Below are 25,484 nucleotides of genomic sequence, written 5' to 3'. Positions count from 1 at the left end.
TTATTAATAACGGCACACAATGTGGCCGACAAGCAGGCCTCAAAGGCCAGTGCAATTGAAAGGAGAATTACCATGTCCATGATCGGCCAGCAGAACCTGCGCGAATCACAAAACGCGCTTCAGACTTCCATGGAGCGTCTCTCCTCCGGCCTGCGCATCAACAGTGCCAACCGCTTCAGCTCCCAGATCACTGGTCTAGCACAAGCCCAACGTAATGCTAACGATGGTATCTCTATTGCGCAAACCGCTGAAGGCGGTCTGGATCAAGTTAACGATAACCTCCAGCGTATTCGTGAGCTAACGGCACCAACTCTGAGTCAATCAATATCCAAGTCGGTGCTAATGATGGTCAGAGGTTACTAGCAAGTCTTTAGGGCTTGAAGGCTTCAACGTTAATGGCGCGGGTGAAATCGATAACGAAGCAGCCACTGTTGATGCTCTGACATTAGCAGGCGCCGTTCAGACATCTGGTACTAATGAGTATGTGCTTTCTACTTCTAACGAAGAAGCTCCGTAACAGCCGGTGATGCCACCTACACAGTTAATGCTGATGGTGAGTTTATTCAAACACAAACCTTTACCGATGGTGCTTCTAGGAAGCTATCGCTGATAGAATGACACCCGCCGCAGCAGGCGAAACAGTAGAAGCAGATGTTACGATTGGTGGCGAACAAACTCGTATTTCTGTTGCATCCGATGGTTCTATTTCCAATGCTGATAGCGGCAACAGGCTTCGTCTGGATAGCACAGGTAACTTAACAGAGACTGACGCAGCCACAATTGATAGTCTTGCTACTGCTCTTAGTGCGTCAGCAGATGCGGTAATTGAGTTTGACGATGGTACAACATTTACTACTGCAACTCCTCCCATTACTGATGGAGATGGAAGTTTAAATACGGCTGGTTTAGAAGCAGACCTTCAAGGGCTTGCGGGCGATGATGCTTTTACAAACCGCGGTGAACTTTCGATTACTGTTAATGGAAGCACTAGTACAGTATATGTAGATGATAGCGGTGATCTGTGGAATAACAATACGGGCTCTGTTGTAGGAACAGATGATTTCATCATTGGTGGTACAACAGCTCAAGCTACTACAGCTGATCTTGCTAGTGGTGATGCTCAGGTTACCATCGAGGCAATACATATACTGTGAATCGTAACGTAGATTTGAGCTGCCGAAGTCAACGACGCTATCACAAATTTCAATGGTGCTAGTACAGTTAGCCTCGAGGTGGCTTCGATACTCAGAATATTGATATTGTCAGCGATGGTTCAGCTGTTTCTAGCATTGCTTTTGCTGCTGGTACCGTTAATGTCAGTGCAGGTAGCGATGGTGGCTTGACTAACCTTGCAACAACTGATGTTACCTACTATGAACAGGAAAATGGCAATATCACTAATGACTCCGGTCAGCGCATCTACCAAGATCAGGATGATAACTTCACTACTGATGCAGTCACTGAAGCCGAACGTTCTGATATCAGTGAACTTGATACAGCGATTGCACAAGTTGACAGCTTCCGTACAGAACCGTTTTGAATCTGCGATCACCAACCAGACTAACCTTGCTGATGCACGGTCACGCATCGAAGATGCTGACTACGCAATGGAAGTGGCTGATATGACTCGCGCCCAGATCCTGCAGCAGGCCGGTACTTCCGTTCTTGCTCAGGCTAACCAGCTGCCGCAGAACGTTCTGTCTCTGCTGGGTTAATCTGAGGCTTAGGATTGATAGAGACTTTTCTCTATCACTGAGAAGCACACTAAACCGGCTCCCTTTGGGGGTCGGTTTTTTATTTTTCGGAATTGAGTAACAGTTTATGTATCACAAGACATCTGATCAATTTGGCCGTACTGTATTTTTTCAAGAGAAGCTGGAGCGGCAAGAAAGCGATACTTTTATAGCGTTTAATGTGCTGGGTGAAGCCTGTTTTTATCGCACAAGGCATCGATGTGATGGGCCTGCTATGATTGATAGCAGAAAAAGACGAAGGTGGTTCTTTTCTGGTGAGGAAAAAACCAAAGAAATAGAAAAGGCTATTTGCTCTTCGGATGTAGAGTGCTTTGAAAATTCAGAAGATTTTCGTCTTAACCAAGCAGGAGAGCATATTCTTGTTATGGTACTCATGTTATGAGTCCAGAAGAGCGCCAGCATGTGATCAATGAGCTACAAAAGGTCATTGACGATACCCAAGCCACCCTCAGCCGCTTTGAAGCCACTGGCATGGCGGATGAAATGCGTGAGGATTATGACAAGCTGCTGGGGATACTGGATGACGCGGTGAAGCAGCAGCGTGAGCATACCCAGGTGATGTTGGGGGAGTGATTAGCAGCACAGGAAGACTAACGTATGGATACCACCATCCTGACGATTCTGGCGATCTTTGCCATCTGGGTAAGTGTTAACAGTGGACTTGCTGTTATCTATCTGATTTATGTTGGTAAGTTAGGTGGTTATCGTAACTCTCCGAAAGTAAAGCTCGCTATACCTAAAAAAGCAACGCCCACCAAGGATGAAAAGCCGTTTTTCTTGGGGATGGGCCAAGAATCGTCATTGATCCGCTACTTCGGGGTTGCCCGCAAAAAGGCTTGGCAGGCAACCGGCGCGGCTGTTACGGTGAGTGACAGAGCATTTTAGATATTTTCAATAACACCCAAACGAGGTTTTAGAATGAGCCACACGCCACATGAGCTTGCAGAGGAATTTCCTGAACATGCAGAACGCATCCACGACCTGAAACAGTCTGACGCGCACTTTGCCAAGCTGGTAGAGGGCTACCATGAAGTGAATCGCCAGATCCATCGTATGGAAACAGAGATTGAACCTGTGGCTACGCACATTGAAGAAAACACCCGTAAACAGCGTCTGGCACTTAAAGACAAGATTGCTACCTACCTGTGATGACCGCCGGATAGCTGCCGATATTTCCTGATGGCTGTGACAGGGCCCTTTAGGTAGAGGTTCTGCACTACCTGTCAGGTAGCCAATCCGGTCTTCGTTGGTAGCAGGACTAAAACGTTCCGCTTTAACGTCAATGAGCCCATCAAGCATTCATCCAGAATATGAGAGAAATGGCTGTTCCATCCCCCATGACGAACAAACCGGCCTACGCCCCGTCATTTCCTGGCCAGCTCATACCTACACCGTTATTCCTGAACCAACCCACCATTTACTAGTCATTCCCGAATAGAGTTATCGGGAATTCAGTTTGGTCTTTCCCGGCAGATGCCTGTTTGGTGGTTGCGACTGGGCGTTCAGGGAGTCAGCGCTTTTACCTCCAACAGCTCCGCCTTAGCTTGTAATGTACGGAGGTGGCGATGTAAAGAAACCGCTTTTTTTCAGTAGGTTAATTATAAAAGCAGCTTCCGAGCCAGATCTGGATGGAGCAGGTTATCGAGCTCAGAGTATACCCTGAGAGTTCGTTCAGTAGACAAAATACGCTTATTGCGAATTATGCCTGAAAAGGCCTTACAGGCTGTTTCAATGAAAGTGCTGTTGGCTCTCCTAACTGCATTGGCCCCGAGAGGCCCAGTCTAAGAATATTTTTGGCTGACGTTAACTACATTAATAATATCAACCTACAGCAGCGTGGTACACCGCAACATAACTGGAATGCGTCACAGTCTCATCAATGCCAGGCATGTCTGCAGAGTAGGGTCACCTCCTGCTTCGAATCAGGGTATCAAGCGTTACAATAATAGCAGATCTCCTACAAAATGATGGCAGATCTCTTACAAGTAAAGCCTGTATGTAAAGTTTAATTAATGATATAATTAAATTTAATTAATTAAAAGGAAATCATAAGTGCGTAATTCTTTTAAAATTGCTTCTTTGAGCGTTGTTTCTTCACTTTTTTCCTTGTCTATCCAAGCCCAGGAAACAAACTTCAGTTATACTCAGCTATCTGTTTCTGCTGTACATACTGAATATGACGATGATATATACTTAGTGTCTGGGCCCAAGTCTTACGATGTATATAGTGATATTGGTGGTGCAAAAGTTTCAGGTAGTTATCAATTTTCTAATAATGTGATAATTGGAGCTAATGGAAGCTATCAGGAAAACAGTGGAAGTGTTACAGAGCTTAATCTCTCACAATCACTTTGGTTCGTTGGTTATGCATTTCCTGTAGCAGATAGTATTGATTTCACGTTTTCAGGCGGTCTAGCCTACGCTGAGGCAGAAATATGTCAGTATCGGCTTGGCTGCTACAGCGTGGATGAAAATGGAATCAATATTTCTGGTGGAGTCCGTGCCTGGGCTTCTTCTTGGCTTGAGTTAAATGCTGGAGTTTCACATACAGATTTCGATGACTTTGATAGTCAAACAGCTATTAATGTAGGTGCTGCTGGGTGGTTTAACGAATCCTCATCCATTTTTGTAGACTTAGGCTTTGAAGACGACACTAGCTCCGCTGCTTTAGGCTATCGTTATAGCTTTTAATCTTATGATGTTTGAGTAATCAGGCTTTTCATCTTATCCACTTCGAAAAGCCTGTGGCCGCAGGTTTTTCTGGTATAAGAGTGCTAAGTGCTTTTTCTGCTTAGAAAGGGAAAAGATTTATAAAGTTATTTGGCAAGTTTTGAGAGATGAAGTAAATTTGCATTAACTTCATAAAGCTTTTTATGAAGTTAGCATCCTTATTAAAAAGCCTGAAAAGCTTCCAAAGCGAAAAGTAAACTAAAATGAAACTCATGAAAGTTACTTTAGTGTTCTTCCTGTTTACCATTATGGCAGGCTGTGCTTCGGTTAGCATGGCCCCACAAAAGGAATCAACTGAGGCAAAAGAGTTTAGCTATCCAGATGAGGGGAAGGCTGGAATTTACGTTTTTCGTAAAGACTCTCCGTTTGGTGCAGCCTTGAAAAAAGATATCTGGATCAACGGCGATTGCATCGGTGAGAGTGCCAGCGGTGTATTCTTCTATCATCAAGTGGAAGGAGAACAGGAGCATAATATCGCAACCGAGTCCGAGTTTTCCCCTAACATCATGACCCTATTTACTGAGGCCGGGAAAAACTAGGCGGATGCAGGCTCTGAGTGCAACACACTCATTGGATGGTTGATGGGCTTTCATGGTACTTGGCCATCAGCTCGCTCATCACTTCTATCGGACATTTAAAATCAAAGCGTTTTCGAGGCCGCATATTCAGCTCAAAGGCAATGGCATCCAGCTCTTCCTGGCTATGTACTGAAAGGTCTGTTCCTTTCGGTAAATATTGACGGATAAGGCCATTGATATTCTCGTTGGCTCCCCGTTGCCAGGGGCTATGGGGATCGCAAAAGTAAATCGCAACACCGGTTTCTTGAGTAATTTTTGCATGGTGTGTCATTTCACGCCCCTGATCATAGGTCATGCTTTTTCGAGCGGTGGTCGGCATTCGGTTCAGAGCAGCACTAAAGCCTGCTACAGCGGATGTGGCGGTGGCGTCGTCCATTTTTGCGAGGATCAGATAGCCACTGCTAAGTTCTACCAAGGTGCCTACCGCGGACGCGTTATTCTTACCTTTGATCAGGTCGCCTTCCCAGTGGCCGGGCATTTCACGCTTACTGACCTCGGGCGGACGTAAGTGAATGCTGACCATGTCAGGGATCTGACCACGTCGATCCACTTCGCCACGGCGAGGCTTACGCGTGGTTTTTCCTTGTCGCAAACAGTGAATCAGCTCCTTGCGCAGGTGGCCAACGGGCAGTGCATAAATAGCCGTATATATCGTCTCTCGGCAGACGTAGGCATCGCTTAGGTCAGGTAATTTCATGGCCTTGAGCTTGCCGCTAATCTGTTCGGGAGACAAGCGTCGCCGCAACATATAAACGATGAGGTCAAACCGCTCGGTGCCTGGCAAAAGCTTACGCGCAGGACGACAGACCACTCGACGCTTTTCTCGCTGACGTTGGGCGTGCCGGGCACAGTAACCGTTCTGGGCCATTTGGTTACGGCGTATTTCACGAGATATGGTTGAAGGAGCTCGCCCTAAGAGCTGGGCAATATGCCGAAGGCTCATCCCTTGGGCTTGACCCACTTGGATGTTGGCACGTTCTTCAATGCTGAGTTCGAGGTAAGACATGGGACAACACCTTAGCGAAATACTCAGGTGTTGCACTCAGTTTCTGCGGCCAAGCTATTTTGTTCAACAGTATATACGTATGGGTGCTTTCGTCGGTGGTGCCAACCTGAGGCTGCATGATGAAGAAAGTGGCATGAATGAGGTCAGTCAACTTGATATGGCTGCAAGTGGTAGATGCAGCAAGGAAATCTGATTTCATTGCCATTTCTAATTTGCTTAACCAAGCTTCTGTTTTTGATCCTTGAGCGCTGGAAACAGCGCTTTTTTATTGCCAGCGATTCTGGCACTTGCTGTCGGCTCGTTTATGGGGGCTTCTGCGCTATCGTGGTTCAGGGGCTTCCTCTGGGCGACTGAGCACTATCCACCGGGGACAGACACTGGCCAGGAAATGATTGCTCATTACGGAGAAGAAGCCGGTGTTGTGCTGGAAGGGGAAGCCACGATGCACCAGGTCAAACAGGCACAGCACATGCCATTGTTCGCTATCTGTTTCACGCATCAGCGTCAGCCCTGTGGTCTTACTGCCAAGATCAATACCCAGGCGTAGCGGCTGCGTCTCGCCACCCACCCGGTCTTTCAGCCGGATCGTGAACGGATAGCGTTTATGCACTACCGTGCGACCACGCGCCAGCAGTAACCGGGCACGCTTTTCGCTGCACGGCATCAGTGGCCGCTTGTGTTTGTCCCATACGAAAACCGCCATGCGATCTTCTCCTAATCAATGCCCTTTACCGCCCGCTCTCCCTGATCAACCGAGCTTATTGTCACAAGCTCCCGCTCTTCAGGCGGGGCTAGTTGACCGCCATTCGCATCTCCTTATATCCGGGGTGTCCCGCATGCGCTGCCAGGGTATTACCCCGATGGTTGTCGCCTATGACCTCAAATCAAAGCGTTTGTCGCGTCATTGCGCGGCATTCCCAGAAACGTTGATGATCAGGGGCTTACGTTAATGCGCAGGCCCTTGTTTTTGGTAGTGTCAAACCTGTGCCATCCTTGTGCACGGTTAAGCGCGAAAGGCATTCTTTAAATATCTGATATACAAGGTGTCTATATCAATGATCTCTTCCTCTTCTGATTCTGTTTCAAAGCCTGGTCTCAGCGTTGCCATCATCGGCAATGGCATCGCCGGCGCTGCCGCGGCAAGACAGCTTTCACTGACGATGCCAGAGCAACTTGACCGCATCACGCTCTACGAGATCGGCCGTGGTCCCGGTGGCCGAGCTTCAACCCGAAAGACACGGGCGATCCCGGCGTTGGGCATCAACCACGGAGCGCCCTATGCGGATATCACGACCTCTGAGGGGCTGGAGCTGTTGTCATCACTGGGTGATGCCATCACGCCCTATACGGGGGTTCGCTGTTTAGTCGATGGCAGCACCGGTGCGTGTCAGCGCCGCGAGAGGCTGGCCGGTGAAGCGCTGATCACGGGTATCAATGGCGAGATGGCCGCCATTGCTGGGGCTCTGATGCTTGATGATCACAACGCACGCCTGCCGCGCATCAATTCAGCGTATTCAACCATGATCAGGGGGCTCTCACGATCAGACGACGAGGAGGCTCCCTGGATACTCCGGGATAAAAACGCCGAAGAGGTCGGGCGTGCCGACTGGCTGGTGGTGGCCGGAAGTGGTGTCGCCCATCCACGCTGGTCGGACACCTTTGGGGGTGAACCGCCCCTTGTCGCAGTGGCTTCGCAGCTTGCAGACGCGCAGTTGAACGAAGCCCTTGCGGTCATTGCCGGGCAAACGGCAGCGCCGGTGCTCACGGTCTTGATGCACTGCACGGGTGATCAGGCTGAGCAATGGCAGCGTCTGGGTTTCAATGATGGCCGGGTCGAGCACCACAGTGTCCTGGCCAAGATTTCAATCCAGCCGTGTGGCCCGGAGAGTTGCTCGGTGGTTTTGCACTCCACGATCGATTACGCCCGTGGCAATGCCGGGGTATATGGGGCTTCATCCAGTGCGGCAAGGGTGGGTGATGCCTCATCGGATAGCGCTCGAGAAGAGGCCATTGTCGATGAAATGTTAACCGCGCTAGGCGATATCCCGGGGATGCCGGCAATTGAAAAATCGCGGTACGTGTTGGGCCCATTGCTGCACCGTTGGGGTAATGCCTTTCCTGAGGGGCAGCCTTTGCCAAGGGCTCTATCGCTTTGTCCCACCTCACGAGTGGCTTTCTGTGGGGACTACATCAGTACAGGCGCGCGAATGGGCAGCTGTGAGTGCGCGCTGCTATCCGGGACCCATGCGGCAGATGCTATTCATGCCCAGGCTATGGGTGATGTGTAGCTCTTAGGTGGCTACTGCCTTCGGTGCGCGTGGCTTGGGTGGTGGGGCTACCCATCAAGGCGATCAAGTTAAGCTTATTTTTTTATATCGGCTGTCAGCGTGCAAACTGGATGATGGTCGTTGTTGATTGTGCTATGTCGAGGCATGTGTGTTATTTTGGGTTATATCAATATATCTTTATGGATGGTTGAAAATGAAAAATATTATATTTACTGCTGCAGTCATGCTGATGACAACTCCGGTTCTTGCCCAATCAACGCCAGGCGATCAGTTCATGGACAGCTGGGATCTTAATGATGATGGCAAGGTAACGCTTGAAGAGCTCGTTACCATGAGAGGCAATGTTTTTAATGCATTTGATACCGATCAGAATGGATATCTGAGTGCTGAAGAATATATCGCTTTTGATAATGCCAGGGCGGGTGATGTCGCCAATTATGATGACCCCGAGCAGCGTGCACAGATGCAATCAGTGGCAGACGGTATGAGCCTGCCTAACAGTGATACTGATGGTGACGGACGTGTAGGACGTGAAGAGTTTCTGGCGGGAGCGGATGATTGGTTTGTCAATCTTGATACTGACAATGATGGCCGTATCACCTTACAGGATTTTCAAACCGCTATTTCCCAGCGTTGATACAAGAGTATCCAGTTACAACTTCTATACCTCCCCACGCTTTCGCGTGGGGATAAGCGCTGGCATTCGGGCAGGTACAGCATATCCATAACGCCAACTTCTCAAGCTCTGTCGCCAAGAGCGGCAATATGAGACGGCAGGCGGTCGTGGCTGCCGTACATGAAGTGGTTGTGCATACGTTCGGCAAACAGGGCGGCCTCGGGTTCCCTGCCAACTGCCATGGCCACTTCACGGATGTGCATGGGGGCCGCGCCGCAGCAGACCCCAAGATAATTGACGCCGCTGGCATAGGCGTCACGGGCAAAGGCGCCTAGCTCATAGCGGTTGCAGAACAGCGGGTCCAGAGCGGTCGGGAAGGGGCGCCCGTGAGGAGATGGGCAGCTGCACCCCTGATGATCAGATAGGTTGAAAAAGGTCGGTTCCTGCTCGGTGGTGCGAAAGGTCACCGGCAGTGCAGCTACGTGGCAGGAGACGGCGTCGCGAATCTGCTGAATCCAGGGCAGCATGGTATCGGGGCCTCTGAAACAGTTCAGACCCACCACGCTGGCACCGTTCTGTTCAAGTGCCACGCAGGTTTCCACAATGCCCGGCCCGTCCATCATGCGGTTTTCGGCCATGGGGGCCAGGGTGATCACCGCCGGTAGGCCCTTGGCCTTAATGGCTTCCAGGGCCGCCTGGGCTTCGCCGGCGTAATAGAAGGTTTCGCCGATGATAAAGTCAGCGCCTTCCTCCACGGCCCATTGCACCATTTCATCAAACATGGCGCGTACGCTCTGCTGAGAAGCCGGGTCTTCAGGGTCCCAGATATTGCTGTTGGAAATGTTGCCAGCCATCAGGTTGCCTTCCTGTTCGTCGGCGACTTGGCGGGCAATTCGCAGCGCTGCGCGGTTGAGGGGTTCCAGCTTGTCTTCCTTGCCGATCACGCGCAGTTTTTCGCGGTGGCCGTTGTAGGTGAAGGCCTGAACAATATCGGAGCCGGCGTGCTGGAAATCACGGTGCAGGGCTTCCAGAGCGTCCGGGCGCAGCAGGGCCACTTCAGGTACAAACTCGCCTGCTGAAAGATAGCCGCGCCGTTCCAGCTCAAAAGAAAGCCTTCCGCACAGATAAGTGGCCCTTGATCGAGTCGCTGAGTAATAAGGTCGTTCGCCATGAAGAAATGCCTCTGGGGTGTTCCGGGGTTATCGGGGAATTATTCTGACAGCCCGATGTCAGCCGTGACCAATGAAGGTTTCACCCTTTAAGTATGAATAGAATTCATTTTTTTGGCTTTGCCATGGAAAACTATCAATAATGGCGCGGTCAAATCAGGGAGGCTTTTCGTCATCGGCGAGCGCTTTACTAACGATGGCCAAGGTATGTGAGATAGAGTGGGAACTGTGAATACAGATCTCACAGCGATAAGTGGTAGCACGTCGCGTGATGTCTTCCCTGTGAGTGAGGTTAAGTAATGAATCGATATCGCGTCATCATTGAGCAGGCCAGCACCAAGCAGGCAGTGGTGAAGGTGATTGAGGCTTTTAACTCGGAAAGTGCCTGGGTGAATGCGGGAGGCATTGCCGATGCTTTATCGTGTGAGCATGGCGACGAGTTTGAAGTAGTGAATGTGTACCCTGATTTTAGCGCCAGAAAACCGGGCTGATGAAGGATATGGTGCGCCAGATTAGCCAAGACTTCAACGGGGAGAAAGGTCGTCACGCCCGCTGAGCAAGCGCGGCTGCAAATTCATGCTGGTAGGCTGCTTTGTGTTCCGCCGGGTTGTCGGGAAAGCGCCCCAGGGCCACAGCGAGCTCAAAAAAACCGGCGCCCGGTAGGCCCCCGCGGCGACTGACCACCAGGGTTGCCAGCATCGGCCGCCCAGCGGCGACATCTTCATGCATCAGCGCTTCAAGGGCTAACGCCACGCGCCGAATGGTGCGCGGCGGTGACAGGCCCAGTGCCTCAGCGGCCTGCTGGTAGGTAAGGGGTAACGCCTCGGGCGCAAGCCCTACGAGATGCCTACGTAGGCGGAGGTGTAGATCGCTATCAGTCGGCATTTTGCCCCCTTTTATTCAAAAATAATCCGTTATTTCAGGATAATCAGCGTCGCCAGGCCCAGAAATGACAGAAAGCCAACGACATCGGTCACAGTGGTTAATATCACAGCGCCGGATAAAGCAGGATCGATTTTCAGACGCTTCAACACCAAGGGAATCAAGACGCCCGCCAGGTTGGATACGCTCATATTGATAAAAATGGCCAGGGTGATGACCAGCGTAACCATGGGGTTATCAAACCAGAGCTGGGAAATCGCGCCGACGACGAGTGCCCATATCAGGCCGTTAAGCATGCCTACCCACATTTCCTTGTTGTATAACCAACGCTTGTTATTGCCTGCCAGCTGGCCAAGCGCCAGGCCGCGGATCACCACAGTCAGCGTCTGGCTACCTGCGATGCCGCCCATACTGGCCACCACCGGCATCAGAATCGCTAATGCGACGATCTGATCCAGCACCTCGGTAAACTGACCAATCACTGCCGCTGCCAGAAAAGCTGTCAGCAGATTGATGCCCAGCCAGACCCCCGGCTTTTGGCACTGCGCATGATAGGAGTAAACACTTCTTCTTCATCGCTGACGCCGGACATATGCTTTAGGGTCATGTCTGCATCGTCCTGAGTAATTTCCAGCACATCAGCCACGTTCAGCTGGCCGACGAGTATGCCTTCCTTATTGCAGACAGGCACAAAGGCCAGCTCTTTGGAACGTAATATCGAGGCCGCTTCGTTCACCCTCATCTGGTCGTTCAAGGTGAAAGGCTCGTCCATGTAGTCATCAATCACGGCATCCTGCGGCTGTTTGATCAGGTCAATCAGGGTCAGAGTGCCGAGCAGGCGCTTATCCTTGTCAGTCACCATCACCTGCTGGGATTCATCATCAAGCAGGTGATGGATGCGGATATAGCGTTGCACGGCCTCAAGGGATACGCCCTGCTTGACGTTGACCGTTTCGGGGTCCATATAGCGCCCGACCACATCTTCTTCATAGGTATGCAGGTACTCAACCTGGGCGCGAATGCCTTCATCCAGGCTGGCATAGACGCTGGTTTTGATGTCATCGTCTGCAACATCAAGTACCTCGGCTACTTCCTGGGCATCCAGGCCTTTGACAATCTGGCCGATGTCGTCAGCGGATAAAGGCTCGATGTAATCAGCGCGAATATCTTCATCCACTTCAGCCAGCACTTCGCCGACCACGTCTTCGGGAACAAACTCCCATAGCAGGTCGCGTGTCTTGCCCGGAAAGGATTCAAGGGTGCGCGCAATGTCCAGCACATCCATATCCGCCAGCAGGTCATCTATGCCAGCCCCATCCGAGGTATCCAGCAGCTGCTGAAGCTGCAGGAGTTGCTCTTCTGTCTGGTTGTACGGCTCGTCTTCGCGCATAGAAGCATCCTTGTAAGATAAGTGGTTTTTCAGAAAACGTATTATGGCGTCTAGATGTTGGCCTGAAAATTGCCTCCGAAATAGTGTACGACTGACCCTTGGTTGGCGTAATGATTCCGGCCGACTGCTTGAATTATTCTTGCATTGCTCATTGCGAATGTCGCTGAGAGAATGCGACCTGGTATCAGGACGACCGTCTGGTATTACGATCACCGAAAGGAGTACCCGCAATGAGAGCCTTGTCGAGCATGGGATTTGCCTTATTCGGTGCGGCATTAGTGGCGATCAGCTACGGTCTGGCGCGCTTTGCCTTCGGACTTTTTGTGCCCTCAATCAGTGCAGAGCTTGAATTGTCTGCCTATTTGGTGGGCATTGTGGGTGCATTACCCTTTATCAGCTTTGTGCTGGCGACCGCCGTTGCGCCGCTGGCAGCCAATCTCATGGGAGCGCGTTATCTGGCGGTGCTGTCAGGCCTGTTGGGTGTGGTAGGCCTGGGGCTGATCAGTGAGTCCTCGGATGCCATCATGCTGGGCACAGGCGTATTTGTCTGCGGCATCTGCACCGGTTTGATGATGCCTGCCCTGACGGCCGCCATGCAGTCTGTGGTCAGCCGCAGTATGCATGGGCGGGTCAGCTCGATAATGAACGCGGGTACCAGTATCGGCATCATGGTGGCAGTACCCACCGTGGTCTTCCTGGCAGACGCCTGGCGAGTCACCTATGAAGGCTTTGCGTTTCTGGCCCTTCTCGGGGTGGTGGCGGCCTGGTACTTCATTCCTTCTGTTTCAAGGGTCATTCCCGCGAACGCTGCACCGCCACCCAAGTTGACGCGGTTACAGTGGTCGCGTCTGATCAGGCTGACCCTGTTTGCGTTTGCTATGGGGTTTGTCTCGTCGCCCTATTGGCTGTTTGCACCGGACCTGGCGGTCAACCTGGGTGCCCTGGCCCCTAATTATACCGGTTGGCTATGGTTTGCCGCTGGCCTTGCCGGCCTCGGGGGCGCTGTCGTCAGTGACCTGGCCGACCGTAATAACCCGCCCATCACTCAGGCCCTGATGCTGATGATGCTGGCTGCCAGCCTTGTCTTGCTGGCAGCCAGCCCCGGTAATCTGGGGCTGGCAATATTTTCAGCCCTGGTGTTCGGTCTGGCGTACATGAGCCTGACTGGCCTGTACCTGATGACCGGTATCCGCCTTTTGCCGGGGCGGTTATCGATAGGGCCTGTATTGCCTTTTATGGCCTGTGCGCTGGGGCAGGCAGCCGGGTCTCCCGTCGTGGGTATGCTGGTGGAAAGCGTCGGTTATGCCGAAGCGTTTTCGATTTTCGCCGCGATTGGCATTCTGGTGGCAGTGTTGTCGCCGGTATACCCCGGGCATATCGACTACTTTGCGGATTGGACAGAAAGCATCACCGAGAGCGAGGAAGCGGTAGCCGATACTGAAGAACCGGAAGAGCCGCAGCCCGAGGATACGGGTCTCCAGGCCGCCTATGATCATCAGCTGGTGGATGAAGAAGGGGCGCCGCTGGACCCCGACCCCGACCCTCTTCAGGAGGAAGACTCTGATGAAGAGCCTGAGCTGGAAACAGAGTCGGAATCCGAGTCTCAGTCTGATAAACCGGACAGCCGTTAAAGATGACCTGACGGTTCCAGCCGCTGGACACCCAGGCAGAAAGGGCCAGCGGCTCGATCAGCAATCAGAAAGCCGAGTTGGGTAATGCTGGCGGCCTCCAATGGCGGGGCGTCGCTGAGCAGACTGCCCCGCCTGATGGCTTCAAAGGCCTGCCAAGTAAAACACAGCGTTTCCCACTTTTCGGCCTGAGGCGTCATGATCACCCGGTAAGCGCAGGCGTCACTTAACAGTTGGCTTTTCAGGCGCAGCTGATAGGAGCGGCCATCGCCCCTTACCGTCACGCGTATCCCGGTTGCCTGGGTAAGGCTTGATTCAAATTCGCCCGGCTGGCGACGAACAGAAGCAAACCCCCGCCGTTTTCCAATGACACCTCGCCGTGAAACCAACCGCAGTTTTTGCTTACGCTGAACGTACTGCGGGAAACGCCGCCCATTACCCCGTCATCTACTGCGAACCAGCGCTGTTGTTCGTTCGCTGTCTCAAATGTGAGTGCCATGATGGCTCCTTTGATATTGACTGATTAAAGGCCCAATCTGGCGCTATTGGCTAAAAACGCCACGCTGATTGAGTAAGACAGAATGAGATAAAACCAGGAGCGGGTAAAATAGCGTTGAGGCTTTCAACAGGCTTTTTCTGCATGATGAGTTAACAATCACAACAGCTGCCAAGCCAATGCCTACCTCTTGGTTTTCGAGCAGCCACAAGGAACCAACCATGACTGAGCTAACCCCGGATGCCACTGCCAGCAAGCAGCGTGCACGCATTCGTGCCAACTACGCCGCTGCAGAAGCCAAGGTGCTTGGCGAGCTTGTCGAGCGTATCAAACTCTCAGAGGACGGACGTAAAAAGGTCGCGGAGGCTGGTGCCAACTATGTCGCTCGGGTGCGTAAGGAAAGGTCTCCCTCGATGATGGAGGCCTTTCTGGCCGAATACGGGCTTTCAACCTCTGAAGGTGTTGGCCTGATGTGCCTGGCCGAAGCCCTGCTGCGGGTGCCGGATGCAGAAACCATTGATGACCTGATTCATGACAAGATTGAGCCATCTGACTGGGGCGCGCATCTGGGCAAGTCATCGTCCTCGATGGTAAATGCCTCTACCTGGGCGTTGATGCTGACCGGTAAGGTACTGGATGACGACCCCAAGGGCCCGACGCGGGCGCTGCGTGGCCTGGTGCGGCGGATGGGCGAGCCGGTGGTGCGCACGGCGGTAGGCCAGTCGATGAAGATTCTGGGCCGCCAATTTGTGCTGGGCCAGACGATTGAAGAGGGCATGAAGAATGCCCGTGAGCTGGAAAAGCAGGGTTATACCTACTCTTACGACATGCTCGGCGAAGCGGCGCGCACTGACGATGATGCGGTTCGCTACCACAACGCCTACGCCAAAGCGATCACTGCCATCGCCAAACAGGCCAAGGGCGATGTGCGCGGTAGCCCCGGTATCTCGGTCAAGCTCTCAGCCCTGCATCCACGTTATGAATATACTCACCGTGAGACGGTAATGGCCGAGCTACTGCCGCGTGCCAAAGAGCTGGTACGGCAGGCCGCCAAGGCCAATATCGGCTTCAATATTGATGCCGAAGAGCAGGATCGGCTGGATCTGTCGCTGGATATCATTGAAGCGCTGATGGCCGATGATAGCCTGGAGGGCTGGGACGGCTTCGGGGTTGTTGTGCAGGCCTACGGACGCCGCGCCGCGCCGATGATCGAAACCCTGCATGCCCTGGCCGAACGCTACAACCGCAAGATCATGGTGCGGCTGGTCAAGGGTGCCTACTGGGATACGGAAATCAAGCTCTCCCAGGAAATGGGCGTTGAAACCTTCCCGGTGTTTACCCGCAAGGTGAATACCGATGTCAGCTATATGGCCTGCGCCCAGATGCTGCTTGACCGCCGCGACCGCATCTATCCGCAGTTTGCCACCCACAATGCGCATACTTGTGCGGCCGTGGTGGCCATGGCCGGTGATGACAAGGACAGCTATGAATTCCAGCGCCTGCACGGCATGGGCGAATCGCTGCACCATATCGTCAAGGAAACAGACGGCACCCACTGCCGTATCTATGCCCCTGTGGGGGCGCACCGTGATCTGCTGGCCTATCTGGTGCGCCGCCTGCTGGAAAACGGCGCCAACTCCTCGTTTGTGAACCAGGTGGTGGACGAATCCATCTCACCCAGCGAGGTCTCCAGGGACCCCATTGCAGGCATGCAGCAGCTGGGTGAGGCGGTTTCCAGCCCCTTGATCCGCCAGCCCGGCGAGCTGTTTGCCCCGGATCGCAAGAATTCACGCGGCTATCGGATCAACGAACCCGCCTCTATCCTGCCGCTGCTTGATGCCCGTGAACGTTTTGCTGATACCACTTGGACAGCCGCCCATGCTGGCGGGCAGCCCGGCGCCCAAAGGGCCTGCCCGGGATGCCTTATCGCCGGCAGATACCTCGCGCGTGGTCGGGCAGGTGTATGAAGCCACGCCGGAAGAGGTCGCCGCTGCCCTTGACGCCGCCGAAGAAGGTTTCCGAGAGTGGTCGGCACAACCGGCGGCCAAGCGTGCCGAGGTGTTGCGCCGGATTGCCGATCTTTACGAGGAACACATTGCCGAGCTGACTGTGATTACCACCCGTGAAGCAGGCAAGATGATGTTTGACGGTATTGCCGAAGTGCGTGAAGCAGTGGACTTCCTGCGCTATTACGCCAACGAAGGCGAGCGGCTGGAAGCCGAAGAGCCCGGCGATGCCCGGGGGTTTTCGTGTGCATCAGCCCCTGGAACTTTCCGCTGGCCATCTTTACCGGCCAGATTGCCGCCGCCCTGGCAGCCGGTAATGCGGTGCTGGCCAAGCCCGCCGAGCAGACCCCATTGATTGCCGCGCGGGCCGTTGAACTGATGCGTGAAGCGGGCCTGCCGGAAGCGGCGCTGCAGCTGCTGCCCGGCGATGGCCCTACCGTGGGCGGGCCGCTGACCAGTGACCCGCGGATTGCCGGGGTGTGCTTTACCGGTTCCACGCCGGTTGCCCAGATCATCCATAAGGCGCTGGCCGAAAATGCCGGGCCGGATGCGATACTGATCGCCGAGACCGGCGGGCTAAATGCCATGATCGTGGATTCCACCGCGCTGACCGAACAGGCAGTGCGCGATATCCTGATCTCCTCTTTCCAGTCGGCGGGTCAGCGCTGTTCGGCGCTGCGTATGCTTTACGTTCAGGAAGAAGCCCGCGAGCGCCTGCTCAATATGCTGGATGGCGCCATGGATGCTCTGACCATTGGCGACCCCTGGAACACCGATACGGATGTCTCGCCGGTCATCGATGCCGACGCCCAGGCCGAAATCAGTGATTACGTGGCCGCCAAGCAAAAGGCTGGCAAGGTACTGAAAACCCTGCCTGCGCCAGAGGTCGGCACCTTTGTGACCCCGGCGGTGGTTGAAGTCGGCGGGATTGAAGACCTTGAGCGGGAAATCTTTGGGCCAGTGCTGCATGTGGCCACCTTTAAGGCGCGGGATATCGACAAGGTCGTGGATGCCATCAACGACAGAGGCTACGGGCTGACCTTTGGCCTGCATACGCGCATCGACGACCGTGTACAGCAAATCGTCGAGCGCATTCATGTGGGTAATATCTACGTCAACCGCAACCAGATCGGTGCCATTGTTGGCTCCCAGCCCTTTGGTGGTGAAGGGCTTTCGGGCACCGGCCCCAAGGCAGGCGGCCCGCTGTATGTTACCCGCTTCCGGCGCACTGCCAAGGTGGAGGAACACGCTGCCCCTGAAGGTGAACGCGTAGCGCTGCAAAGCCTGCAATCCGCCCTTGAAGGGCTGGATGCGCGTAACTGGGCGGCGCGCCGCGACCGGGTTGAAGTGCTTCGCAAGGCGCTGTCCGGCAAGAGCGGTGTTATTCGTAAGGCGTTGGCCGAAACGGCGGCGCTGGATATGACCCCGCAGACGCTGCCTGGGCCCACCGGTGAAAGCAACCGCCTGGCCATGTACCCCAAAGGCCCGGTGCTATGCCTTGGCCCGACGCTGGATATTGCCGTTGCCCAGGCGGTGCAGGCGTTGGGGGCAGGCTCTCCCGTGGTGCTGGTTGCCCCCGGTGCCGTCCAGGCGGTCAAACCCCTCAGGGAGGCTGGCGCCCGATCGCCGGGCTGGATGGGGTGATCACCACGCAGACGCTGACCGATGTCAATGGGGTTGATGTGGTGGCTGCTGCCGGTTCCAGCGACTGGACCCGCGAACTGCGCATAGCGCTTGCCGAGCGCGAGGGCGCGATTGTGCCACTGGAAACCCAGGTAATCTCGCCAGAGCGCTATGCGGTAGAACGCCACCTATGCATCGATACCACCGCCGCCGGGGGTAATGCCAGCCTGCTGGCGACGGCAGAGTAAAACCGCCAGTCGCCATCCGTACAGGTAACCGATGATAACGCTGCCCGCCAGGGCAGCGTTATGTCAGCCCGAGCAGCGCCTGGGCGAGCTTGGTATCGTCATAGCGATGCGTATCGTGAGCATCGTTAGCCAGGTCGGTGTCAATCAACTGTACGCCCATCTCGCCGCTGATGCGCGCTACCTGCTTGTCCGAAACGCTGAGCAACCGGGAATCGAAAAGCACAAAGTCGATGGCATATCGACCTGCATGTGTGGCCTTAACCGCTGTCTTACCTATCAGGTGCTGGTTAAGCACCTGGACCTGATCTGCCAGGGTCATACCGAGTGTCTCCAGGTCGGTGCCCAGGCTGGGTACATAGACCCTGGGTGAAGGGTTCTTATGTAAGGCTTTGGTGACGCCCTTGGGCAGCAGGTTGGCGATAATACTGCTGTAAAAGCTACCCGGTGGAAACACCAGCAGCTCGGCGGAATCAATCAGCGTCAGGGTTTCCTTGCAGACTCTGGAAGCATCCAGGGTATCAATGTCATCGGCTTCCCCGGTGAGCTTGATGGCGCGGATCGGGGAATTGATGCTGGCGGTTTCCTTGCCGGTAAAATTATGCTGCCCGATAATCGTGCGGCCATTTTCAAGCTCGACTTCCAGCTGCAGGTCAACGTCGCTGGTGGTGCGCACCGTCCCGCGTGTCTTGATCAGCTGGCCAAACAGAAAGGCAATCGGGTCCAGCGAGCGGTTGTGGATAAGGTAGCCACCGGTCAGGATCAGATTGCCCACGCTGGCGCCAGCCAGGTCGAAATCCGCTGGCATCTGGTGATAAAAAGCGGCGAGATAGCTTTGAATCAGTGAGCGCATGGGTTCGGCAATCGCCTTGAGCAAGGGATGCTTGGCGTTAACCAGATCCTGCAGGTTCTGCTCAAGTGCCGAGCCGTTCAAGCGATGGGAGAAAAGTGCCGCCACATCAGGATGGCCAGTCACTGAATCGTCCGCCAGTGATGATAGGCGCGCGCGCAGATCACCTACCGCGGGCATGGCAAAGGCGCGGCGCAGCTCAGCGGAGCTGCCGCCCGAATCAAAGGGGGTAACAAGGTGAATGGAATTGTGGGTATAGTCGGTCAGTACCTCGGAGAAGCGCCGTAAAGCAGTACCACCGCTGAAGAAAAGCAGCTTGGGCCCAAGTTCGGGGGCTTTACGGTACCTGGCCAGGCGCAACGCCTGCCCCCTGGCGGGGTCTCGGGGTATATCAAGGCAGGAGTGCCCCAGGCGACGTTTCTTCATCAGCTTCCTATCCGGCGTTTTATTCAGCTTGCTGATGCAATTGACTGAAATTTAAGAAAAATGTAACACACAGGAATGACAAGGTTACTTATAGTATCATCCTCCCATCCATGGCACTTGTACGGTGAGGCAGGTTATTAACGCATCCATTCTGGAGCATTTCTATTTTCTTCGATTCGAAGTTGAAAATCACTTTGAGTTAGTTGAAGTTTATGTGACCCAACCCAAAGGGGCCGTCGCAAAGCGCTTGATTGACCGTCAAGGTTACCGCAGCACCTTGCTGGAGAAGGTCGAGCTTGCGGTGGCGCTTGACGTGCAAAGGCGCAAGGTTGACGGCGCCGGTTTTCAGCAATCCAAATCCCTGGAGCGTCTGGCCAGTCTGCTTGACCAGCTGGGCCACGCCTGTCTGGAAGTCACGCATATCCGGTCGCTGGAAAAGCTGTCGAATAAAGACCTGAAAGGCGACCGCAAGGGTGATCTCAAGAGCAATCTCAAGGGCTATGCCAAGGTCATTCGTTCGATTGGTAAATCGCTCAAGCTGGTGACCATCAAGCTGGATAACGCCAACACCCGTCAAGGCCTCAAGATTGGGCGCCGGATTCCCAAGCTGTTGGCCCGCCTGCCAGAGACTTCCAGCACCGGCGCCTGTGCCGTGCTGGATTTTCAGATCCGGCGCATGGTGCAGCTGTTATCGGAGCTTGCCGATGCCCTGCTGGCGGCCAACTTCGGCCCTGCGGTGCGGTTGCAGAACTACAAGCAACTCAAGAAAGCGGCTCACGCCATGGCGGATCAGGATGCCGGGTTCAGCGTTGAGCGCCTGGCGCTGACCCGCAGTGGCAGCACGATTGCGACCCTCAAGGCCGAGCATGCTGACGCCGGTGAAGTCATGGCGGTCTACAAGGAAGGCCAGAGCAAGAAGGTGATTGAAGAGCTTTCCGGGGTAGATCAGTGGAATCAGGTGTATCCCAAGGTGGCGCCAACGGTGCTTTCCCAGCATGTTGAAAAGGGCGATAAGCTGAGTTCCATGGTGATCGAGCACCTGCCCGGGCATACGCTTGAATCGCTGCTGCTCAACCATCAATGGGACGCCGCCCGTCAGCTGATCGACAAACTGCAGAAAACCCTGCGAAAAATCTGGAAAAGTTCCCGCACCGCTGAAATGGCTCAACCCGGTTACATGCAGCAGTTGCGTAAACGTCTGCCGGAAAGCCGCCATACCCATCCGGGGCTGTTCAGTGAAGGGCAAACTATCTGCGGGCTGACGCGCCCGAGCTTTGATCAGCTGATTGACCATGTCGGTACCCTGGAGAAGCAGCTGCGGGCGCCTTTTTCAGTGCTGATTCACGGCGATTTCAACGTCGATAACATCATTTATGACGATCTCAAGGAGCGCATCTATTTTATCGACCTGCACCGTGCGTCTTACTCGGATTACGTACAGGATCTGTCCGTGCTGATGGTATCGATCTATCGGCTGCCGATTCTGGACACCGCGCCCAGAGCTGAGCTGATGGGTCTGATCCACCAGCTTTATCAGTTTGCTCGCCGGTTTGCCAAAAGCAACCAGGACACAAGCTTCGATGCGCGTCTGGCAATTGCTCTGGGTCGTTCGTTTGCCACCTCCACACGCTTTATTTATGACAGGCAGTTTGCCAGCGCACTGGCGCTCAGAGCGGGCTATCTACTTGAAGCGATTACCCTGGTGAATCCGCACGCTCTCGATACCTACAAGCTGCCCCTTGAGGATATTTTTCATGATTGATAAGCGGATTGCCGTCATCGGAACGCCTGGAAAGTGGTCGACCGATGTCCTGGCTGACCACCTGGAAGCGCGTACCGGCTTTCGCTGCGTGGTGGATATGGCTGAGGTGGTGCTGGAACTTGAAACGGGCAAGTTACGTTACGGCGATATTCTGCTGAACGAACTGGATGGCGTCATTATCAAAAAGGTCAGTGAGACCTATTCACCTGCCGCCGATGACCGGATTCGCATGCTGAGTAGCCTGGAAGCCGATGGCGTGCGCTGTTTCAGCCGCCCAGGGCAGATCAGCCGTCTGATCAACCGCCTTGAAGGCACAGCGGCGCTGGCCTCGGGCAATGTCAGCCTGCCGCCTACCCGAGTGACTGAAAACACCGATGAAGCGCTGGAGGCGATCAGAGAGTTCGGCAAGGCGATCCTCAAGCCACTTTATTCCACCAAGGCGCGGGGTATGGTGGTGTTGGATGTGGCCAACGATGAGGCGGTCAACCGACGCAAACTGGATGCTTTCAGAGACAGGCACGGGCTTTTTTACCTGCAGAAATTTGTCAACCTGGGCGGCCAGGATCTGGGGATGGTGTTTATTGGTGGGGAGTACATGTGTACTTATGCCCGAGTGAGCGGCGCCAATACCTGGAATACCACCATTCACAGTGGGGGCAAGTACCAGGCCTATCATGCCAGCCCTGAGCTGATTGCGCTTGGCCGCCAGGCACAGGCCTGTTTTGAACTGAGCTTCACCACCGTGGATATTGCCTTGACCGATGACGGGCCTGTGGTGTTTGAAGTCTCTGCTTTTGGCGGGTTCAGCGGCGCGCTCAAAGGCTGCGGCCTCGATGCTGCCGGAGCAGTGTGTGATCATGTGCTGGCTGAGCTGCAGACGGATAACCGGGAGCCTGCCTGATGACCCTCACGTTTGACGCACTTGAGCACCTGCCTCTGGCTAGCCTCAAGGCCAACTGCACCGCTCGCCTGTTGCTGCCTTTTCAGGGGCTGACCTTGCAGATATGGGCCGATAATCCGCGCATTCTTGAGTTGCTCAAACGCTATTATGCAGGTCTGACCGCAAGTGCTTCGAGTGACAGCCAGCCGGTGCAAGCGGTGTTTCTGGTCGACCAGAAGGTCAACATCCAAGGTGGCGATTGGACGCCGGTAAAGCGCAATAAACCCAGCCCGCTGGGCCTGAAAGAAGCGTATCGGGATACCCCTGAAGGTCGCTGGATTCATAAAGTCCGCACCGGCATGGTGTTTCTCCAGACCCTGGACGCCCCCCTTGCCATAGGCGATCTGACCCGGCATTTTTCCCAGGTCGTCAATTTTATCAACAACCAGTTTCTCAATGTGCAGCAGCGCTGCGGTTATCTGCTGGGGCACGCCTCCGCCTTTACGGCCAATGGCCAGGCAACGGCGATTGCCGCCAGCTCAGGCGGTGGCAAATCGACCCTGATGCTGAAAGCCCTGGAAAGCCCCAGCGCCCGCTTTCTGTCCAATGATCGTATTCTGTTCAAGCCCCAGCCTGAAGGATGCGCCACCGAGGTGCTGGGGGTGGCCAAGCATCCCCGGGTGAACCCAGGCACTTTGATCAGTTCAGCGCGGCTTGCCGGGCTATTGAGCGCTGCTGAGCGCGAGCGCTATGGGCAGATGCCGACTGTGCAACTCTGGGGCATTGAGCAAAAATATGACGTGCTGATTCCAGCGCTGTACGGTGATGATAAAACCGCGCTGTCAGGCAAGCTGAGCACTCTGGTACTGCTGGATTGGTCGCTTGATTCCACCGCGCCCACCGGGCTAAGCCGCGTAGATATTGAGCAAGTGCCTGAGGCGCTGGAGGGCCTGCGTAAAAGCCCCGGGCCGTTTTTTCAGAGTGGCGATGGCCACTTTCCCCTGAGCAGGCGCCTTCCTGTCACCTTTACGCCCGCCAACTGGCCGGCGTAAAGGTGTTACGCCTGACCGGTGCTGTGGATTTGAGCGCGCCATTGAACTGCTCAAAGCAGAAGGCCTGTTGGCATGAGTATGCAGCGGCTGGCGCTGATTCGTCACGGTGATTATACCCAACGAGCGGAGACTCCCAGCGCACTGCAACCCTATCCACTGACGGCAAAAGGCGCCGCCGAGGTCAAGACGCAAGCCTGTGCGTTCGGCGACTGGCTGGCCGCGTCAGGGTGGCGGTTACATAGCGATATTCACTGCTCGACGCTGTTAAGAGCCTGGCAAACGGCGGATATCTACCGCCAGGAACTCGCCCCTTTTTTTGCCGAGCCGCCGTCCGTCAACAGCTTTTCTGCCCTGTGCGAGCGCAGCGTAGGGGCCGTGGCCAATCTAAGCGTTGGCGAAATCGAAGGTATCGTCGCCGATGACCCACGTCTGGCGCCTTTGCCCGAGGGCTGGAAATCCGCCAGCCACTTTAAGCTGCCCTTTGAAGGAGCGGAGTCACTGTTGGAAGCCGGTAAGCGGGTTGCCCGTCATCTGCAGGCGCTGCCTTCTACTGCCGATGGCCAGATACAGCTGGTTGTCGGCCACGGTGCCTCTATCCGCCATGCCTGTTATCATCTTAATGTCATCTCTTTCAGCGATATTAAACGGTTGAGCATGTTTCACGCTCATCCGGTCGTTCTTGAAAGACAAGCCGACGGCTGGAGGCGGCTTTATGGCAACTGGAAGCACCGTCAGGCGGCGGACCCACTCGACTAGAAGATGATGGCGACCATGACAGCATTCAACCTTATTCCGCAGGTCAGCAGGCAGGCCTATCACAATGCCGTGCTGAGCCAGCTGCCAACCGAGTGGGCACCTTGGCCGGATGACCCGACGTCCGTCAACCATGAGGATGCGTTAGCCATTTTTCAGCGCCGCGCACAGAAAAAACGCTTTGCCTGGCCCGCCAAACCGGCGGTGTTTATCTCCGATGCCCACGCCGATGCTGAAGCATTTGAAGCCTCCCTGTTAGCCGCTGGAGTCATCGAGCGTGACGGTGCTCAGCTGTGTGAATATGAACTGACCCGTTTTGGCAAGAAAGCAGAAATCATCGTAGGCGGTGACTGCCTGGACAAGGGGCCCAGCAACCTGATGCTGTTGCGCAGCCTGGCGCACCTCTACCGCCTCAAGGCCAATGTTACCCTGCTGGCCGGTAACCATGACCTGCGCCTGCTGATGGGTCTGTTGTCGCTGAAACGCGACACCGATACCGGCAGCCAGCATCTGTTTGTGCGTATGGGCAAGAAGGTCATTCCGCTGTTCAAGGAGGTTTTTGACCAGTACCTGGCGGATAGCCAATGGGACAGGGATATACCCAGTGAAGACGCTTGCCGAGAGGCGCTGTTTCCTAGCGATGCCTGGTTTGAAAATTTTCCCTTCTATGCCGCGGGGTTTCTGACGCCGGAAGGCATCGACCGTGAAATCAGCAAGATGCACAAGAAAGCCGAGAGCTTTGAGAGCCACTGCGCCAAAAATGGGCTTTCATTGCAGCAGGTATATGCCTCGGCAATGAAATGCCGCTCGCTGTTTCTCAAGCCGTCCGGTGAGTTTGGCTGGTTCTTCCGCCGTATGCAGCTGGTTAAAAACGCGGCTCCTTTCTGTTTCTGCATGCGGGTCTGGATGACAATATGGCGGAGCTGCTGGCCAACCACGGCATCAAGCATGCCAACAGGGCGTTCAAAAAGAACCTGATGAGTCAGAACCTGTTCAGCTTCTATTATGGCTCGCTGGCTAATACCTTCAGAACCAAGTATCGCAAGGCTGACCTGCCGCTGACCCAGCATGGCGCCCGAGTGGCCAGAAAGGCCGGTATTCAGGTGCTGGTGCACGGGCATATCAATCAGCATGGGGGCAGCGGGTCACGCTCAAGAATGATCTGATTCATATCGAGGCCGATATCACCCTGGATGCCAATTCGCGGAAAAGCGAAGGGCTCAAGGGAATAGGCGTTGGCGCGACGTTGATTGATAAAAACGCGGCCTGGTGGGGTTGAGCGGCGACTATCCGGTGGCCAAGGTCTTCAGCCCTGGGCGCAAAGGGAAGCGGTCGAGCAAGGCGTCATAA

At 54.5% G+C, this 25,484-nt stretch carries 26 protein-coding genes and 3 pseudogenes; 21 read left to right on the top strand and 8 right to left on the bottom strand.

Features of this window, described 5'->3' with window-relative positions; all coding sequences use genetic code 11:
• Positions 1-72: 72 nt before the first annotated feature.
• The 10 genes and pseudogenes from HLB35_RS04375 to HLB35_RS04330 all read left to right on the top strand — a co-directional run bounded on the left by HLB35_RS04375 (position 73) and on the right by HLB35_RS04330 (position 5,023).
• On the top strand, positions 73-363 hold the full coding sequence (locus tag HLB35_RS04375) for a flagellin N-terminal helical domain-containing protein (protein WP_216601400.1): 291 nt from the start codon (positions 73-75) through the stop codon (positions 361-363).
• A gap of 251 nt (positions 364-614) precedes the next feature.
• Entirely contained in the window at positions 615-1,154 is a 540-nt protein-coding gene (locus HLB35_RS04370; protein ID WP_171701669.1) for a hypothetical protein, read from the top strand.
• Between the two features lie 185 nt (positions 1,155-1,339).
• A complete protein-coding gene (locus tag HLB35_RS18765) occupies positions 1,340-1,540 on the top strand; it encodes a hypothetical protein (protein WP_422822421.1) in 201 nt (66 codons plus the stop codon).
• A pseudogene (locus HLB35_RS16945) lies at positions 1,521-1,715 on the top strand (flagellin); the annotation flags it as partial. The gene HLB35_RS18765 and the pseudogene HLB35_RS16945, both read left to right, overlap by 20 nt.
• 106 nt (positions 1,716-1,821) lie before the next feature.
• Positions 1,822-2,136, top strand: coding sequence for a hypothetical protein (locus HLB35_RS04355; protein WP_171701668.1), 315 nt, complete (start codon positions 1,822-1,824; stop codon positions 2,134-2,136).
• A complete protein-coding gene (locus HLB35_RS04350) occupies positions 2,133-2,327 on the top strand; it encodes a hypothetical protein (protein ID WP_171701667.1) in 195 nt (64 codons plus the stop codon). The genes HLB35_RS04355 and HLB35_RS04350 overlap by 4 nt, the downstream gene beginning before the upstream one ends.
• 24 nt (positions 2,328-2,351) lie before the next feature.
• A complete protein-coding gene (locus HLB35_RS04345) occupies positions 2,352-2,639 on the top strand; it encodes a hypothetical protein (RefSeq protein WP_171701666.1) in 288 nt (95 codons plus the stop codon).
• 33 nt (positions 2,640-2,672) lie between these two features.
• On the top strand, positions 2,673-2,903 hold the full coding sequence (locus tag HLB35_RS04340; protein WP_171701665.1) for an HP1242/YdcH family protein: 231 nt from the start codon (positions 2,673-2,675) through the stop codon (positions 2,901-2,903).
• 903 nt (positions 2,904-3,806) lie between these two features.
• Complete coding sequence (locus HLB35_RS04335) at positions 3,807-4,445, top strand: outer membrane beta-barrel protein (RefSeq protein WP_171701664.1); 639 nt, start codon at positions 3,807-3,809, stop codon at positions 4,443-4,445.
• A 251-nt stretch (positions 4,446-4,696) separates the two neighbouring features.
• Positions 4,697-5,023: a DUF2846 domain-containing protein gene (locus HLB35_RS04330; RefSeq protein WP_171701663.1), complete on the top strand. Its 327-nt coding sequence runs from the start codon at positions 4,697-4,699 to the stop codon at positions 5,021-5,023.
• A gap of 28 nt (positions 5,024-5,051) precedes the next feature.
• On the opposite strand, the gene HLB35_RS04325 is transcribed toward HLB35_RS04330, so the two are convergent.
• Positions 5,052-6,068: an IS30 family transposase gene (locus tag HLB35_RS04325; RefSeq protein WP_171701662.1), complete on the bottom strand. Its 1,017-nt coding sequence runs from the start codon at positions 6,066-6,068 to the stop codon at positions 5,052-5,054.
• Positions 6,069-6,387: 319 nt separating this feature from the next.
• Positions 6,388-6,771, bottom strand: a complete 384-nt coding sequence (locus tag HLB35_RS04320) for an RRXRR domain-containing protein (RefSeq protein WP_235936992.1) — start codon at positions 6,769-6,771, stop codon at positions 6,388-6,390.
• 352 nt (positions 6,772-7,123) lie between these two features.
• Here HLB35_RS04320 and HLB35_RS04315 point away from each other — a divergent pair, with 352 nt between their 5' ends.
• A complete protein-coding gene (locus HLB35_RS04315; RefSeq protein WP_171701661.1) occupies positions 7,124-8,356 on the top strand; it encodes an NAD(P)-binding protein in 1,233 nt (410 codons plus the stop codon).
• A 193-nt stretch (positions 8,357-8,549) separates the two neighbouring features.
• Positions 8,550-8,993, top strand: a complete 444-nt coding sequence (locus HLB35_RS04310; protein WP_171701660.1) for an EF-hand domain-containing protein — start codon at positions 8,550-8,552, stop codon at positions 8,991-8,993.
• Positions 8,994-9,094: 101 nt separating this feature from the next.
• Here the strand turns inward: HLB35_RS04310 and HLB35_RS04305 are convergent, their stop codons facing one another.
• Positions 9,095-10,072 carry a homocysteine S-methyltransferase family protein gene (locus HLB35_RS04305; RefSeq protein ID WP_235937049.1) on the bottom strand — a complete coding sequence of 326 codons (978 nt, stop codon included), beginning with the start codon at positions 10,070-10,072 and terminating at the stop codon, positions 9,095-9,097.
• Positions 10,073-10,440: 368 nt separating this feature from the next.
• Between HLB35_RS04305 and HLB35_RS04300 the strand changes: the two genes are divergently transcribed.
• Complete coding sequence (locus HLB35_RS04300; RefSeq protein WP_171701659.1) at positions 10,441-10,632, top strand: hypothetical protein; 192 nt, start codon at positions 10,441-10,443, stop codon at positions 10,630-10,632.
• 52 nt (positions 10,633-10,684) lie between these two features.
• On the opposite strand, the gene HLB35_RS04295 is transcribed toward HLB35_RS04300, so the two are convergent.
• The 3 genes from HLB35_RS04295 to HLB35_RS04290 are packed head-to-tail and all read right to left on the bottom strand — an operon-like array spanning position 10,685 to position 12,413.
• The gene (locus tag HLB35_RS04295; protein ID WP_171701658.1) at positions 10,685-11,026 is read right to left on the bottom strand and encodes a hypothetical protein; all 342 of its coding nucleotides are present in this window, start codon (positions 11,024-11,026) and stop codon (positions 10,685-10,687) included.
• 29 nt (positions 11,027-11,055) lie between these two features.
• Positions 11,056-11,505, bottom strand: coding sequence for a magnesium transporter (locus tag HLB35_RS16940; RefSeq protein WP_328731023.1), 450 nt, complete (start codon positions 11,503-11,505; stop codon positions 11,056-11,058).
• Between the two features lie 20 nt (positions 11,506-11,525).
• Complete coding sequence (locus HLB35_RS04290) at positions 11,526-12,413, bottom strand: magnesium transporter MgtE N-terminal domain-containing protein (RefSeq protein WP_235936991.1); 888 nt, start codon at positions 12,411-12,413, stop codon at positions 11,526-11,528.
• A 230-nt stretch (positions 12,414-12,643) separates the two neighbouring features.
• On the opposite strand from HLB35_RS04290, the gene HLB35_RS04285 reads away from it, so the two are divergent.
• On the top strand, positions 12,644-14,044 hold the full coding sequence (locus HLB35_RS04285; protein ID WP_171701657.1) for an MFS transporter: 1,401 nt from the start codon (positions 12,644-12,646) through the stop codon (positions 14,042-14,044).
• Here the strand turns inward: HLB35_RS04285 and HLB35_RS04280 are convergent.
• A pseudogene (locus HLB35_RS04280) lies at positions 14,041-14,477 on the bottom strand (CIA30 family protein). The gene HLB35_RS04285 and the pseudogene HLB35_RS04280 overlap by 4 nt on opposite strands.
• 281 nt (positions 14,478-14,758) lie before the next feature.
• On the opposite strand from HLB35_RS04280, the pseudogene putA reads away from it, so the two are divergent.
• Positions 14,759-18,414, top strand: a pseudogene (putA, locus tag HLB35_RS04275) (bifunctional proline dehydrogenase/L-glutamate gamma-semialdehyde dehydrogenase PutA).
• 58 nt (positions 18,415-18,472) lie between these two features.
• Here the strand turns inward: putA and HLB35_RS04270 are convergent.
• Positions 18,473-19,687 carry a GAK system CofD-like protein gene (locus HLB35_RS04270; RefSeq protein WP_171701656.1) on the bottom strand — a complete coding sequence of 405 codons (1,215 nt, stop codon included), beginning with the start codon at positions 19,685-19,687 and terminating at the stop codon, positions 18,473-18,475.
• 214 nt (positions 19,688-19,901) lie between these two features.
• On the opposite strand from HLB35_RS04270, the gene HLB35_RS18180 reads away from it, so the two are divergent.
• From HLB35_RS18180 to HLB35_RS16930, 6 genes are all read left to right on the top strand, one after another.
• A complete protein-coding gene (locus tag HLB35_RS18180; RefSeq protein ID WP_171701655.1) occupies positions 19,902-21,449 on the top strand; it encodes an aminoglycoside phosphotransferase family protein in 1,548 nt (515 codons plus the stop codon).
• Positions 21,442-22,350, top strand: coding sequence for a GAK system ATP-grasp enzyme (locus HLB35_RS04260; protein WP_171701654.1), 909 nt, complete (start codon positions 21,442-21,444; stop codon positions 22,348-22,350). Before HLB35_RS18180 ends, HLB35_RS04260 begins: the two co-directional genes overlap by 8 nt.
• Positions 22,350-23,381, top strand: a complete 1,032-nt coding sequence (locus HLB35_RS04255) for an HprK-related kinase B (RefSeq protein WP_171701653.1) — start codon at positions 22,350-22,352, stop codon at positions 23,379-23,381. The genes HLB35_RS04260 and HLB35_RS04255 overlap by 1 nt, the downstream gene beginning before the upstream one ends.
• 72 nt (positions 23,382-23,453) lie before the next feature.
• Positions 23,454-24,137 carry a histidine phosphatase family protein gene (locus tag HLB35_RS04250; protein WP_235936990.1) on the top strand — a complete coding sequence of 228 codons (684 nt, stop codon included), beginning with the start codon at positions 23,454-23,456 and terminating at the stop codon, positions 24,135-24,137.
• Positions 24,138-24,152: 15 nt separating this feature from the next.
• A complete protein-coding gene (locus tag HLB35_RS04245; RefSeq protein WP_235936989.1) occupies positions 24,153-25,112 on the top strand; it encodes a metallophosphoesterase family protein in 960 nt (319 codons plus the stop codon).
• Positions 25,112-25,300 carry a hypothetical protein gene (locus tag HLB35_RS16930; protein WP_235936988.1) on the top strand — a complete coding sequence of 63 codons (189 nt, stop codon included), beginning with the start codon at positions 25,112-25,114 and terminating at the stop codon, positions 25,298-25,300. Before HLB35_RS04245 ends, HLB35_RS16930 begins: the two co-directional genes overlap by 1 nt.
• The last annotated feature ends 184 nt before the right edge of the window (positions 25,301-25,484 follow it).

This window comes from Vreelandella azerica (assembly GCF_013112225.1).
GTDB classification, from domain to species: domain Bacteria; phylum Pseudomonadota; class Gammaproteobacteria; order Pseudomonadales; family Halomonadaceae; genus Vreelandella; species Vreelandella azerica.
Note: the sequence above shows the minus strand (reverse complement) of the source record. Positions and strands in the feature narration are given on the sequence as shown.

Bases quoted from the DNA above. Each gene is read 5' to 3' on its own strand.
- HLB35_RS04375 (WP_216601400.1), top strand. From the start codon at position 73: ATGTCCATGATCGGCCAGCAGAACCTGCGCGAATCACAAAACGCGCTT.
- HLB35_RS04370 (WP_171701669.1), top strand. From the start codon at position 615: ATGACACCCGCCGCAGCAGGCGAAACAGTAGAAGCAGATGTTACGATT.
- HLB35_RS04355 (WP_171701668.1), top strand. From the start codon at position 1,822: ATGTATCACAAGACATCTGATCAATTTGGCCGTACTGTATTTTTTCAA.
- HLB35_RS04350 (WP_171701667.1), top strand. From the start codon at position 2,133: ATGAGTCCAGAAGAGCGCCAGCATGTGATCAATGAGCTACAAAAGGTC.
- HLB35_RS04345 (WP_171701666.1), top strand. From the start codon at position 2,352: ATGGATACCACCATCCTGACGATTCTGGCGATCTTTGCCATCTGGGTA.
- HLB35_RS04340 (WP_171701665.1), top strand. From the start codon at position 2,673: ATGAGCCACACGCCACATGAGCTTGCAGAGGAATTTCCTGAACATGCA.
- HLB35_RS04330 (WP_171701663.1), top strand. From the start codon at position 4,697: ATGAAAGTTACTTTAGTGTTCTTCCTGTTTACCATTATGGCAGGCTGT.
- HLB35_RS04325 (WP_171701662.1), bottom strand. From the start codon at position 6,068: ATGTCTTACCTCGAACTCAGCATTGAAGAACGTGCCAACATCCAAGTG.
- HLB35_RS04320 (WP_235936992.1), bottom strand. From the start codon at position 6,771: ATGGCGGTTTTCGTATGGGACAAACACAAGCGGCCACTGATGCCGTGC.
- HLB35_RS04315 (WP_171701661.1), top strand. From the start codon at position 7,124: ATGATCTCTTCCTCTTCTGATTCTGTTTCAAAGCCTGGTCTCAGCGTT.
- HLB35_RS04310 (WP_171701660.1), top strand. From the start codon at position 8,550: ATGAAAAATATTATATTTACTGCTGCAGTCATGCTGATGACAACTCCG.
- HLB35_RS04300 (WP_171701659.1), top strand. From the start codon at position 10,441: ATGAATCGATATCGCGTCATCATTGAGCAGGCCAGCACCAAGCAGGCA.
- HLB35_RS04295 (WP_171701658.1), bottom strand. From the start codon at position 11,026: ATGCCGACTGATAGCGATCTACACCTCCGCCTACGTAGGCATCTCGTA.
- HLB35_RS04290 (WP_235936991.1), bottom strand. From the start codon at position 12,413: ATGCGCGAAGACGAGCCGTACAACCAGACAGAAGAGCAACTCCTGCAG.
- HLB35_RS04285 (WP_171701657.1), top strand. From the start codon at position 12,644: ATGAGAGCCTTGTCGAGCATGGGATTTGCCTTATTCGGTGCGGCATTA.
- HLB35_RS04270 (WP_171701656.1), bottom strand. From the start codon at position 19,687: ATGAAGAAACGTCGCCTGGGGCACTCCTGCCTTGATATACCCCGAGAC.
- HLB35_RS04260 (WP_171701654.1), top strand. From the start codon at position 21,442: ATGATTGATAAGCGGATTGCCGTCATCGGAACGCCTGGAAAGTGGTCG.
- HLB35_RS04255 (WP_171701653.1), top strand. From the start codon at position 22,350: ATGACCCTCACGTTTGACGCACTTGAGCACCTGCCTCTGGCTAGCCTC.
- HLB35_RS04250 (WP_235936990.1), top strand. From the start codon at position 23,454: ATGAGTATGCAGCGGCTGGCGCTGATTCGTCACGGTGATTATACCCAA.
- HLB35_RS04245 (WP_235936989.1), top strand. From the start codon at position 24,153: ATGACAGCATTCAACCTTATTCCGCAGGTCAGCAGGCAGGCCTATCAC.
- HLB35_RS16930 (WP_235936988.1), top strand. From the start codon at position 25,112: ATGAGTCAGAACCTGTTCAGCTTCTATTATGGCTCGCTGGCTAATACC.